General features: G+C 29.8%; 11 protein-coding genes. 5 read left to right on the forward strand and 6 right to left on the reverse strand.

The window, feature by feature from the left end:
* Positions 1–72: 72 nt before the first annotated feature.
* The 4 genes from AC0B4K_RS04240 to AC0B4K_RS04255 all read right to left on the reverse strand — a co-directional run bounded on the left by AC0B4K_RS04240 (position 73) and on the right by AC0B4K_RS04255 (position 6,005).
* Positions 73–1,989, reverse strand: a complete 1,917-nt coding sequence (locus AC0B4K_RS04240; RefSeq protein ID WP_465103923.1) for an alpha-amylase family glycosyl hydrolase — start codon at positions 1,987–1,989, stop codon at positions 73–75.
* Positions 1,990–2,071: 82 nt separating this feature from the next.
* The gene (pip, locus tag AC0B4K_RS04245; protein WP_465103924.1) at positions 2,072–3,049 is read right to left on the reverse strand and encodes a prolyl aminopeptidase; all 978 of its coding nucleotides are present in this window, start codon (positions 3,047–3,049) and stop codon (positions 2,072–2,074) included.
* Positions 3,030–4,082, reverse strand: coding sequence for a M24 family metallopeptidase (locus AC0B4K_RS04250; protein ID WP_465103925.1), 1,053 nt, complete (start codon positions 4,080–4,082; stop codon positions 3,030–3,032). Before AC0B4K_RS04250 ends, pip begins: the two co-directional genes overlap by 20 nt.
* Before the next feature lie 12 nt (positions 4,083–4,094).
* Positions 4,095–6,005: a DUF31 family putative serine protease gene (locus AC0B4K_RS04255; protein WP_465103926.1), complete on the reverse strand. Its 1,911-nt coding sequence runs from the start codon at positions 6,003–6,005 to the stop codon at positions 4,095–4,097.
* A gap of 117 nt (positions 6,006–6,122) precedes the next feature.
* Between AC0B4K_RS04255 and AC0B4K_RS04260 the strand changes: the two genes are divergently transcribed.
* Genes AC0B4K_RS04260 through AC0B4K_RS04280 form a run of 5 tightly spaced genes read left to right on the forward strand, consistent with a single transcriptional unit; the run spans position 6,123 to position 9,986 of the window.
* On the forward strand, positions 6,123–6,656 hold the full coding sequence (locus AC0B4K_RS04260) for a tRNA (cytidine(34)-2'-O)-methyltransferase (RefSeq protein ID WP_465103927.1): 534 nt from the start codon (positions 6,123–6,125) through the stop codon (positions 6,654–6,656).
* A complete protein-coding gene (locus AC0B4K_RS04265) occupies positions 6,640–7,368 on the forward strand; it encodes a TrmH family RNA methyltransferase (RefSeq protein WP_465103928.1) in 729 nt (242 codons plus the stop codon). The genes AC0B4K_RS04260 and AC0B4K_RS04265 overlap by 17 nt, the downstream gene beginning before the upstream one ends.
* Before the next feature lie 2 nt (positions 7,369–7,370).
* Complete coding sequence (gene ylqF / locus AC0B4K_RS04270; RefSeq protein WP_465103929.1) at positions 7,371–8,228, forward strand: ribosome biogenesis GTPase YlqF; 858 nt, start codon at positions 7,371–7,373, stop codon at positions 8,226–8,228.
* Positions 8,221–8,595 carry a YigZ family protein gene (locus AC0B4K_RS04275; protein WP_465103930.1) on the forward strand — a complete coding sequence of 125 codons (375 nt, stop codon included), beginning with the start codon at positions 8,221–8,223 and terminating at the stop codon, positions 8,593–8,595. Before ylqF ends, AC0B4K_RS04275 begins: the two co-directional genes overlap by 8 nt.
* 2 nt (positions 8,596–8,597) lie before the next feature.
* Positions 8,598–9,986 (forward strand): M17 family metallopeptidase, encoded by a 1,389-nt coding sequence (locus AC0B4K_RS04280; RefSeq protein WP_465103931.1) that lies wholly within the window; start codon positions 8,598–8,600, stop codon positions 9,984–9,986.
* A gap of 31 nt (positions 9,987–10,017) precedes the next feature.
* Here the strand turns inward: AC0B4K_RS04280 and rpmG are convergent, their stop codons facing one another.
* Both rpmG and AC0B4K_RS04290 read right to left on the reverse strand, forming a co-directional pair.
* Positions 10,018–10,170, reverse strand: coding sequence for a 50S ribosomal protein L33 (rpmG, locus tag AC0B4K_RS04285; protein WP_465101828.1), 153 nt, complete (start codon positions 10,168–10,170; stop codon positions 10,018–10,020).
* A 299-nt stretch (positions 10,171–10,469) separates the two neighbouring features.
* Positions 10,470–13,682: a hypothetical protein gene (locus AC0B4K_RS04290; protein WP_465103932.1), complete on the reverse strand. Its 3,213-nt coding sequence runs from the start codon at positions 13,680–13,682 to the stop codon at positions 10,470–10,472.
* Between the last annotated feature and the right edge of the window lie 4 nt (positions 13,683–13,686).

Consider the following 13,686-nt stretch of genomic DNA (forward strand, 5'->3'; position numbering starts at 1 on the left):
ATATTAAATATTATTTGTGCACTTATAATATACTTAAAATATAGTGTTGATAATTTACCTTGCAATATCAAACTATTTAGGACCAATTAGAAAGGCTCCAAACTTACCTTGGCCACTCCCAATAATAGTTACATTATTGTCTATATTTTTGATTGTAAAATTACTTCCTAATAATTTTTCTTTGACCACCAAATTATTTTTTAAAGTAATTTTTGCTTCATTATTACCAAGTGGGTTATATACAATTAATAAATAAGTTCCATCATCATTTTTTCTTAATGTTGTATTATTGACGCTAAAGCCATTTTGGACATCTTCAAAGTCCAAAATATCCCTTCAATTACTTGCTACATATTTAGAATTCATTTCACGTAGTGAAATATATTCTTTACGTAGGTTAATTAACTGTGCAATTAAATTATATGATGAATTCGGATTTTTAATTATTGATTCAACGCTTCCTTCTCCAGGCGAAGCTTTTGGTGAGATCCGATCATCAGGGCTTTTAAGTTCGTAAAAATCAACATTCTTAGTTGTATCTTCTCACCAAAAAGCTTCTCGAACATTTACATCCCGCTTTTTAGGCCCTCCTTGCATCAAAATCTCATTACCATTATATAAAGTTGGTAAGCCACCACGGGATAAAAGTCCAAAGATACCTGCAATATACCGGTTGCGTTGATCTAATGATAATTTATATGGTTCAGTAGTCGCTGGAGCACCCCCTACTCCTTGTTTAATTCTGGTAATTCATCTTTCAACATCATGATTGTCTAAAAATGGAATTCATTCCCTAATTACACCATTTTTATCAGTTAAACCTTCAATTAACTTAAGTTCCTCATATGAATTTAATCTTACATCTGTTGAATTCTTCCACCTTACTCCATCAATTAGTGAACTAAGTGAAACATCGCCTTGTTTGTTAAACCAATTTTTTTGAGCATTTGAATCACTTGAATCACCTCACCATTCTCCAAACATAAATGCATCATTAGAAGAACGAGTAATTCCATTATTTGTAGCTTCTTTATATGCTTCATTAATTACTTTACGAAACTCACTAAATAATTCTACTTCATGGCCTTTTTTACTTCTTCCTTTATAAATATTAGGAGAATCAAAGAAATGGTAGAATGCATCATATCTAAACCCGTCAATTCCTTTAGTTGCTCAAAACTTATGCATATTCTTAATTTCTTCGATCACTTCAGGATTTGATAAATTTAAATCTGGCATTCCTGATCAAAAGGCCGCTGCCCATTTATAATTAGATTGCGGCGGATTTGAACCAGGGATATTAACTACTTTAAATAAATGTCTAATATCATCAGTTCCTTGTTGCTCATTACTATTTTGACTTTTATCATACATATAGTAATAATTTTTATATTTAGGATCACCTTGCAATGCCTTTTGGAATCAAGGATGTTCGTACGAAGTATGGTTAATAACTACGTCGATGACAACTCTAATTCCCTTCGCATGGGCCGCTGTTAAAAATTCATCAAAAGCTTGCATCCCTCCAAGTTCAGGAGCTACATCAGTGTAATCTATTACATCATACCCATGGTATGATGAAGCTGGGTGAATAGGAGAAAGGTATAAAGTATCAATACCTAGATTAACAAAGTAATCTAGGTTATTTTTTAAACCAATAAAGTCACCAATTCCATCATTATTTCCATCAGCAAATGAATATACTGTTAATTGGTACATAACATTAGATCTTTTGGCTTCTTTATTAAATGGAGCAATTGAAGCAACATTAGTTGCTTCATCACTATAAGTAAGATTCGTTAAATTTTTAGATCTTACTTTTTGAGCAAAACTTTCATCACCTCAATTTAATAAGGTTTTGGTATCTTGCAATTTTTTAAATTCACGAGCTTGATCATATTTTAATTCTTGAGTTGAACAAGCTACCAAAGTACTTGCAAAAATTGGCAAAGCACTTATATTCAATAGTAATTTAAAATATTTCTTCATATTTAAATTTTATTAAAAATTACAATAGTTTGTTAATAATACTCAAAGCACTTGACAAGTCAAATATAAAAAACCAAGAAACTTAATTCTTGGTTTGTATAGCATAAATATTTTCTCAATTTTTTGTTACGGTTTTTAAAGCATTTCAAAGGTTTTTATCAAGTGAAGTATGCCCTGCTCCATCAACTAAATACAGTTTTGAATTATTTAATTCTTTGTGTAATAAATAAGCCCCAATTGGCCGACAATCCACATCTTGTCGCCCATGCACAATATCAACTGGAATATCCTTAAGCATCTTAGCATGCTTAAGGATGTAATTATCATCATCAAAGAAACATTTGTTAACAAAATAATGAGTTTCTAATAATGCAACATCTAAATATGAATTTAGTTCTTGTTTGCTTGGATTTAACTTAGTCTTAAATTTATTAACTGAAACTAAGCATGCTTCTCAATTATAAAAAGTTTGTACTGCTAAGTTTTTAAATTCTGAATCATGGCTGGTAAATACATTATAGTATTTTTCTAAAATACTATTCCCTAGAATATCCTTAACTAGCTTGCTATAAGTTTCAAAATAATCAGGATAATAATCACTTGCCCCATTTGCTTCATATAAAAAATCTATATCTTCTTGACGTCCTAAAAAGACTGCTCTTAGTAATATCCGCTCGACATTGAGCGGATATTTAATTGCATATGCTAAAGCAAGTGTTGTTCCTCAGCTTCCACAAAATAAAGCTATTTTATTTAAATTTAAATAAAGCCTTAAAGCTTCAATATCTTCAATTAAGTCTTGAGTAGTATTATTTTTTAGTTCTAAACGAGGTTTAGATTTACCACAGCCTCTTTGGTCAATATAAATTAACTTAAAAACATCTAAATTAAATAATTTATTTAAGATCGGAGTTGATCCTCCGCCTGGTCCTCCATGAATTATAAAGATAGGAAATCCTTGAGGATTTCCATATATTTGATAATAAATAGAGTGGTATTCAGTTACTTGAAGATAATTTGCTTCAAGTAAGTTATTTTGCTTAGTTTTGTTTTGTTTCATATGGTCTAGAAAATACGTAGTAACCATCTTCAGTTACTAAAACATCATCTTCAATTCTAGCACCACCTAAGCCTTCAATATAAATACCAGGTTCAACAGTAATAATCATACCTGGTTCTAAAATAGTGTTTGAACGAGTTGAAACATTTGGAAGTTCATGTACATCAATACCTAAACCATGACCAGTTGAATGGGTAAAGTATTGCCCATATCCTTTTTGGGTAATATAGTCACGGCAAATTTTATCAATTTCTGAAACTTTAATACCAGGGCGCACTGCCTTACGACCTAAAGCGGCTGCTTCTTTAACAATTTCTAGGATTTTTAAAGCTTCTGGATTAACTTTACTTTGATCTCCAATTACGAAAGTTCTCGTAATATCAGCAGTATATCCTTTATATTTAGCACCAAAATCAACTTTCAATAAATTATTATCTTCAATTAATTTATCTGTAGGGTGGTGATGTGGCTCGGCACTGCTTGGACCTGAAGCAATAATTTCATCAAAACCTTCTTTATCAGCACCATGTTTTTTAAGTAAAAAGTTTAACATTGCAGCAGCTTCTTTTTCAGTAATACCTGGTTTAACTCAAGCTTTAAATTCATCTAATGCTGCTAAAGAAATATCAACGACTTTTTGCATTAATTTAAGTTCTTCTTGAGATTTAATAATTCTTAATTCTTGCCCATTTACTCAAATTAATTCTTCTGGGTTAACAATATTAATAATTCTTTCTTGGACATCTTTAATTAAGTAATCTTTTTCTAAAGCAACTTTTTTAAAGTTTCTTGCTTTAAACCAATCTTGCATATTGGTTCCTTGAATTAAAACTATCTCAACATTTTTTGCATGCTTCTGTGCATATTCAATGTAGCGTCCATCTACAAACAATGTTGCTTTATCTTTTTCAATGGCAATAAAACCATCAGTGGTTTGCACATTAGCATACCATAATCTAGTTTGTGGAGCTTCAGAAATTAAAACTTCAGCCCCTGTTCGTTCGAACATTTTTAATAATCTTGTATTATTCATAATTTTCTCCTCTTATTTAGTTTGTTTCACCCCATTAGGGAATAATGCTGTTTTTGGATATTTAGCTAATATTTTATCAAGTTTAGCTAAATTTTGGCGATAAGATTTTTCTTGCATTGGGTATTTAGTTTTATCGCTTCCGTCAATTAAGTTATAAGCATATGATGAATCTAAATCTTCACCTTGAATTAATGGAACAAAGCCAGATCTTTGTGATAAATCAGTGCCATTGGTATTTGATGAAGTATTATAAATACCAACTGGAACCCCATATTCATTAGTTACCATTGATCCACTTGTTCCACCGGCTAAAGAGGAATTAGTTAAAGCAAATGAATAACCAATTCCAATTGCAATCCTTGCATCGTCTAAGACTCCTTCATTACTAATATTATTTGTAAAAGTAGTTCTATCAATTATAACTGAATGATCTAAATCACTAGAAGTATTAGACATAAATAATCCAGTATTAGAAACTTGTGGGTATCCTGCTACATACAAACGTTCAGGACGCAATGATTTAAGTTTATTAGCACCTGGTTTTAGATATGATGCAACATAATCAAATGGGATGTATAATGCATCATCTTCATATTTAATGGTTTTAACATCATTATCAAAAGTGGAAATTGCTCTATCAATATGTTTTTTAAATAATGCATATTGATTTTGATTTTCTGTTAGTTTTTTATAATTTATTTCTACTCCAAAAACAGCAAAATCTAACCCTGGACGGCGATCTGGGTAAGTTGTATCTTTGTATCAAGACACATTATCAAGCATCTTTTTATTACCTTCTTCATTATAAAAATCCATTGCAGCAAATATAGTTTGCGGAGCTTTCATTATATCACCTAATGAAGTTGCTCCTTTAAGCTCAGCTCGTTCTTTAGGCTCATTTGTGAAAATGCTTGGCCTATTAGTAGCGGTATTTGGCTTGGTGTTATTTGGAATTGGGTCAAGATTTATATCATCTCGTGCAACACCTAAAAAGCCATAAAGTGTTTCTCGTTTTGCTTCAGTGAAATACTCTGGAAAATCATTTTTTAAATCTTTATCAAAACTATTAAAGGCATATTTGTGTACGTGTAAATTTGTTGCAATAAAAAGCATTAAATTTTCTTTGTTAGCATCCCAAGCATAATCTAGCAACCAACCGGTTCCGTTATGTGGGTGTGCTAAAGGAGTAGTTTCAGTCTCAAATGTTCAACCGTAGCCAATTGAAAAAGTCTTATTTTTAATTTTTTCAATTGCCTCACGTTCTGTTAATTTAGGAAAACTAAATTGCCTTTTTTCGGCAGGCGAAGTATCTTTAGATCATTCTTCCTCTTGGGCAAGGGTTTGCTGCACTTCAGTTTTAAGGTTATTTAATGCAGCATCACTTGAAAATTGCAACCTAAATGTATAAAAGTTCTTTTTATCAGGATCTTGAACTTTGCCAATTAATTTAGATACTTCTTCACGTAATTGGGGATTTGCGGAATCATTAGAAGCCTCAGGGTTTTCTGGTTCCCTTGGTTCTTGAGAAGGTGTCTTTGGATCTGAACCTTCATTTGGTTGCTTTGGCTCAATTGTTTGGTTTCCTGAATCTGTAGAATTAACTGGATCAGTAGGTTTAGTTTGATTACTTGATCCAGGGTTTTGATCTTTTGGTTGTGGATCTTGTAGCGGGTTAGGGTTATTTAAAACTGGGCCTGTAGAATTTCCTGGTTTGCCATTACCAGGATTTGGGTTGATAGGTGCTGGATCTGGCTGCACTGGTGCTGGGATTACTGGTTTAGCTGATTCTTTACCATTCCCAGGTTTTTTATCATCGGGTTTTGGGTTATCTTCCTTACTAGTACATGAAATTACCACAGAAGGTAAAATTGATAAATTCATGAAAGTCAGGAATAATTTCATTCTTTTATTATTTTTCTTCATTACTTTAAGTATTATACCAAATATTAATTTTTAATTTTACTCAAGCGGTTAATTTAGTAAAATTAAAAAGTATATTTAATGAAGGTAATATAATATTATTAAATGAAAAGGAACATTATGATCAATATAGTTTTATACCAACCTGAAATTTCACCAAATACCGGAAATATTATTCGAACCTGTTATGCTTTAGGCGCTAAATTACATATCATTAAACCAATAAGTTTTGACTTACATCCTAAATACTTAAAAAGAGCGGGAGCTGGACGCATGCTTTCAGATATTCGCCACGAAGTCCATGATACATATCAAAGTTTTTATAATAAATATCATGATAAAAATATTTTTTATATTACTCGCTATGGATTAAAAACATATAGTGATATTGAGTATCAAAAAATTCATGATCAAAATCAAGAAATTTGAATCATGTTTGGACGTGAATCAACAGGTATTGATAAAAGTATTTTGCAAAATAATTTAGATAATTGTTTAAGAATACCAATGGTTTCTGCAATGCGTTCAATTAATTTAGCAAACTCAGTTTGTATTGTAGCTTTTGAAATCATGCGCCAATTAAATTTTAAATCATTATCTTTATACGAAGCAGAAAAAGGGAAAGATTTTTTGAAACATGACTTTAACAAGTAAGCAAAATCCTAAAATTAAATATTTAAAAAAATTAGAACAAAAAAAGTACCGTACTTTAGAACAAAAGTTTTTGGTTTCTGGTCAACATTTAATTAATGAAGCTTTAAAAAATAATTTAGTTTTAGAAATTTTTGAAACAGAAGATTCAAAAATTTACCCTAATTCAACAAAAGTTAGTTATGACATCATTCAATATTTAGCAAAAACTACTAGTCCCCAAAGCTGCCTTGCTTTATGCGATAAACGCAAGTTAAAAGCTGCAAAAGTCAATAAAGTTATTGCTTTAAATGATTTACAAGATCCAGGTAATGTTGGAACTATCATCCGTTTAGCCCTTGCTTTTGGATTTGATACTATTATCATAGAAAATTTAGATCCTTTTAATGATAAAGTAATTAGAGCTAGCCAAGGATCAATCTTTAATTTAAATATTATCCAAACCAAAAATTTGGCTAACGAATTACAAGATTATAAAAATCAAGGATTTACTTTATATGCTTCGCTCCTTGATTTAAAAGCCCAAAAACTTAACGATATTAAATTTTCGGAAGATAAAATTATTGTAATCTTAGGTAATGAAGGAAATGGAATATCGCAGGCAATAAAAAACCTCGCAGATCATAGTTTATATATACCAATTGCTTTTGAAAGTTTAAATGTTGCAGTTGCTGCTGGAATAATCTTAGATAAAATTTATAATAAAAGGAGTTAAAAATGTATACTGAAACAAAAGAAACTACCCACGAAACACTAGTTCAATGATACCCTGGCCATATGGCCAAGGGTTTTAAAGAAATTCAAAATAGTGCTGCCCTTGCCGATGTTTTTATAGTTGTCTTAGATTCAAGAGCTCCAATTAGTTCATATAATGAAGATTTCGACAAAATAGCTCCGCATAAACCACGCTTATTTATTTTTACCAAAATTGATTTAATGGATAAAAACAAAAAAAATCAAATTAATGAGAGATTTAGCGGCGAACATTTATTGTGGCTAGATTTACGTAATCAAAGTTCTAAAAATAAAATATTACGTAAATTAACAGAAATAAATAAAGAAAAAATATCAAGAAATTTTGAAAAAGGAATAATTAAAACTAAAATTAAATCGTTTGTTGTTGGGGTACCAAACTGTGGTAAAAGTACCTTAATTAATTTAGTAACTGAAAAAGTATCCTTAAAAGTGGAAAATTTCCCTGGTGTTACTAAGGAAAAAAAATGGGTAGCAAATAAAGAATTTTTATTTTTAGATACTCCTGGTATTTTATTGCCAAAATTCTATGACCAAGAACCTGCCATCAAATTATTGGCAATTGGTTCAATTAAATACGAAAATTTCTCGCCACAATTTTTAGCAACTAAATTCTATATTTTACTAAGTAAATATTATCCTGAGAAACTCGAAAAATTAGGGCTCAAACCTTCGCTAGATGAAATTGAAGTTTATGGGCTTTTAAGCGATTATGCTAAAAAATTCAACTTCTTTAAAAGTCAGGGAAAACTCGATTTAACTAAAGCTTATAACCATTTTGTACAAATGGTTAGAAATTTAAAAGGAATAACTTTTGACTAAACAAGGTATAGAAATTATTTTTAAAAAATCTACCTTTATCTCATATGTTTATAACATAACTGATAAAGGTAATATAAAAGAAATAATTAATTTGCTCAAAAAAGAGCATAAGAAAGCAAGGCATATTTGCTATGGATATTTAATCTTAAATAATAAGATCGAAAATGGAGGTTTTAGTGATGATGGCGAGCCTTCTAATTCCGCTGGTAAAGTTATTTATGATTTAATTAGAATTAAAAAACTGACAAATATCCTAGTAATTGTAGTAAGGTATTTTGGAGGTACTTTATTAGGTTTTGGCGGTTTACAAAAAGCGTACCGCCAAAGTGCTAAATTAGCCATCGAACAATATTTAGAAAAGGAATAATAATGATAAAAATAATCAATAAACATGATGCAAATACACAATTATTAAAACCTGCTTTTGAAGGTTTTGAATTTCCAAATTTTGTTGGAAAACGTAATTTTACAATTAGTGATGAATTAAGTACAAATGAATCATATGTATATTTTAGTAAGGAAAAGCAATCTTGATATGAATTTTCACAATGATTTAATAATTTTGCAAGTAATTTACAAAGAAGTTATGTATTAGATTTAAAAGCTTTTAGTAATCATTTTGAGACAGATAAATTAATTCGGTTATTTGTCTTTGGGGCAATTTTTACAAAAGCAAAACTATTCAAAAAAACATATCAAAAAGAAGCAAAAACTAAAGAAGAATCTTTAAGTTTACTAATTGAACAACCTACTTTAGAGCAAAAGCAATTAATTAATAAAGTAACTTTAATTGCAAAATCTGTAAACCAAGTAAGAAACTTACAAATTACACCGGAAAACTTCTTAAACTCTGAAATGCTTGCTTCAAGCATTTCAAGTGATTTTTCAGGAATTGATAATTTAAAAGTTGAGGTTTTAACTAAAAAAGAAATTCAAGATTTAAACATGAATTTACTTCTTTCAGTTAATCAAGGAAGCACCCATGAACCACGTGTTGTAATTATCACTTATAAAGGTAATCCAAAAGATACTGAGCATACGAGCATTGTAGGTAAAGGAATTACTTTTGATACAGGTGGAGTTAATACAAAAGGATATCATATGGAAGGAATGAAATATGATATGTCAGGATCAGTAGTTGCGGCTTATACAGTTAAAACTTTAGCTTTACTTAAAGCTAAAGTCAACGTCAGTGCTATTATGTGCATCACGGATAATCGTATTAATAATGATGCTTCATTACCTGAAAATGTTTACCAATCAATGAGTGGTAAATGAGTTGAGGTTGTAGATACAGACGCTGAAGGAAGACTAGTCTTAGCAGATGGAATTTATTATGCAGCAGAAAAATTAAAGCCAACAACTATTATAGATGTTGCTACCTTAACTGGTACTATCTTAACGAGTTTATCTAATGTTTATAGCGGAATTTGATCAACCAATGATGTAAAATGAGAAATCTTTAATGAAGCAGCGCGTGAAGCACAAGAAAAGGTTTGACGTATGCCACTACATGAAGATTTTCATAAAGGTAATAAAAGTTCAAAGGTAGCAGATTTAGCCAGTTGATCAAAAATAGTAAGACAAGATTCTTCGCAAGCCGCAATGTTTTTAAAAGAATTCACTAAAGGCATCGATTTCATTCATTGTGATATTGCTGGAACTGCTGATGCTAATCAACAGCCGCAAGGCCCATTAGTAGCAACCTTAGTCGAATTTATATTAAGATTACATAATAAGAAAAAAGAAACTGAATAAAATCAGTTTCTTTTTTTATATATGTTATATATTATTTTTTTTCTTTGTGATTAGTATGAGAATTGCATTTTGAGCAGTATTTTGATAATTCTACTTTTTCAGGATGATTTTTCTTATTTTTCTTAGAAATATAGTTTTCCATTTTGCAATCTTGACATGCTAATGTATATCCTTCTCTTGCCATAATCTACTCCTTTGCTATATATGATATTTTATAATAATAAAACTATTATATATGAAAAATATTAATTAATAAAATATATTTTATAAAAGTCTAAATTAAATAATTCTGTACAAGAAAATCTTCCTTTGAGTTGTATTTAAAAACAAATAAGTTATATTTAACACTGTTTATAGTCCAAATTAATCGGAATTTAAGGATAGTTGAGTAACTGTTTGACAACAATTGGTAAAGCATTGCTAAAATGAGAAAAAACAACAATCATTAATTTTATTAAGATTGTTGTTTTAATTTTTGTATAGTTAATTATCAATTACTAAATTTGTATTCTTGTTTTCTTCATTTAAGGTTGTAATATATTTATTAGAGGCAATTAGTAATTCCCGACCTAGTTCAGAGTTAAAAGCACCCTGGGTTTTAATATTATAACGCGCCATATTTTCATATATTGCTCTGTTACCAAAAACCTCTTTATTCATAATATTCCATACTTGTTCAAAGAGTGGATTAGAATTATCAGGACGAATTGGTTGTAATCTTGTAATACCTAATCCTCCATCAGCAATGCTAGTAGTTGAACCAAAAACATTCATTGTTTTATTAGTTTTAAATTTATCCTCAAAAGCTAAGATAGTTTCTAAAACTTCGTCTGAAACACTTACATTACTTTGGTTTTTTGATTGACGACGAATAATATTTAGAACTAAAGCTCTTATTTTCGCAGGATTTAAATAAGCATTTAAATATCCATCTATTGCTTGCTTTATGGTTTCTTGCTCAACTGCTACTTTGCTATAAGTTTCAACAAATAATTGAGCCCTGCTATAAGCATAAGTTTTAATTTCATCAATATTGTTGGTATTGCGAGCCTTTATGTCTTTAATTAGCGCTTCAGTTAAATTTTGTAAAAGAGCATTTTTTGATGCTTGATTATCACCGTTAACACTGAAAATAAATTCTTCAATTTTTCGCATATGCAAAGCTTCAGTATTATAGCGAAGTAATGAGCTAAAAGGATGATCAATGCTATCTTCTTTAAGTAAATCTTGCGATACCAACCATTCTTTATCTTGGTTATCTTCTTTACCTACTAAAAGATTAACATTTTCAAGACCTAATAATGAAGCTATGGTATTACGTAATGGTAAGATACTCTCAATTTCTAATGTTTCATAATCACGTTCTTGCAATGAATTAAGTTTTTTAACTTGATCTTTTAATTCTTGTGCACTAACAAAATTCTCTTGTGCATTTGCTTTAGTAGTATTAGTGTTCTTAGATCAAGATTCTCCTCAAGTATTATAATTTGTTCAATTCTTTAATTCAGCAATTTGCGCTTCATTATAAATTGTATTTGGAAATGAAGTAAAGTCTTTAACATAGAAAAATCGCACTAGTGCTGGATTAAGGTATACAGCTAAATAGCCTTCAACTATTTTAGTAATTTCTTCTAAAGTTAATTCTTTTTTGCTAAATTCATTAACAAAGCTTTGAGCTTTGTTAATAATTGAAGTTTTTAATTCTTCCACTTTAGAAGAATTATTTTTATAATCTTCCCAAAGTAGTTTAGTTAATTTATCAATAAAGTCAAGTTTTTGAGCTTCATTATCACCATAGACTCCAAAGATATATTCTTCAATTTTACGCATATGTAATGATTCCTCAGAATAACGACCATTTTCTTCATAGCGCATTTGGCTCTCTTTTACACCTTCTTTAAGTAAATCTTTACCAACTAATCAATTGTCAGTATGCTCATCACTTCATTCAGGGAATTTTTTACCTTTTAAATTATCAATATTTTCAATACCTAATAAGGAAGCTACAGTGTTACGTAATGGTAAAATATTTTGCAATTTCATTTCGGTAAATTGCTGATCGGTTAAATTAGGTTCTTTTTTAATTAATTCATCTTTTAAAGATGAAACTAAAACCATATTTTGCTCTGAACTTGGGCTAGTTTTATCAAGATCTAATGATCAAGACTCGCCCCAAGTTGCTTGTTCGTAAAGTACTGAAAGTTCAGAGGTTTGTTCTTGTTTTTGGAAGTAAAATTCTTTTAATTCTTCGTAAGTTTGGTAACCTTGTGATTTAGCTAAGTCAGTTAATTTATTATATTCTTCTAGGTTTTCTTTTTTAATTGCAGTTTTTAAATCTTGATAAACTTCTTTAACAAATGGAATATTAGTTCCATTTTTAAATAATTCATAATAAGACGAAATATCAAAGATAGTTTTAATAAATTGCTTTAAGGCATCCTTACGTTCAGGCGAAGCATCTTTATTTTTAGAACTAATTCCAAAACTTCAAGCCCCTGGAGCCTGGATAAATTCATGATATTCGTCAGTTTTAACAACCGAGAAAAAACTTTGAGCATTAGCTTGGCTTTGCGATAATTTAGCATCCCATGAACCAATTACCGTAAAATTAATTTTATTGTTTTTTAGCAAACTAAAAATACGATCATTAGCAACACTGGCATTATTTGATAAAGTTGCTTTTAAATCAGTTTGGCTAATTCCTTTTGCTGCCCATGGAGTTTCTTGAAATTCTTGTTCAGTTTTTATGTAAGCCGCCTCATAAATTGGAAAAAACAACGAGGTAAATACTTTAATTGCATCTTTAAAATAAACATTATATTTATCAGTGTTGATAAATCCAGAAGAAACTTTGTTAGTTTCTGGATTTGTATATAAGATCTTAGTCATTAAATTAATATCACTAAGCTCAGGATTATCTTGTTTTATTTTTTCAAAAACACCTGCAAAAACCCCATTTGAATACCAAAAATCCTGGAATCTAACTAGCATCTTTCCTTCTTTGATTAGTTCAACTAAAGTATCAGTTGAACTATCCATTAAAATTTCTTTAGCTTCATTTTCAGGTAAATTAGAAGCTAAGGTTAATCCTTCTGTATTATGCACAATGCCAAGTAATTTAGAAGTGTTATTATTATTTAGTTTTAAATTAACACTTCCAAATTGTTGCATAATATTTTTTTCAGTTGGGCTTGCTTTGATTTGGCTGGTTATTTCATTAAATAATTCAGGCATATATTCATCAAGAAAGGTAAGTTTTTTAGCTTGGGTTAAGAGTGTTATATAATCTGAAGGCATATAGACAATATCCAGTGAATCTTTATCTTGATCACTTGAATCAAAGGCTAACTGCAAAGCTCCCCAAAGATCTTTTGAAACAGTTTTAACCTTATAATTTTTACCTATTTCTGTTTTATTATAAGCATCAATGACGTGATTATAAAAAGGTCTTAAACTACCATCAATTGCAATAACAATTTCTTTATTTTGATTAATTTCATTGATTTGGCTAGTTTTATTTTTACCATCACCATTCCCAGGTTCAGGATCATTAGGTTTAGTTGGGTCGGGGTTAGCATTAATTGGTGGCTTTGGTTTATCAGGAGCATCAGGGTTTTCGTTAGTACATGAAGCAAGCGTTAAAGTACTAAGAGATATAATGCTTGAACTAGTTAATAAAAATTTCTTAAACTTCATAATT

It is taken from the genome of Mycoplasma sp. 11548 (assembly GCF_055523555.1).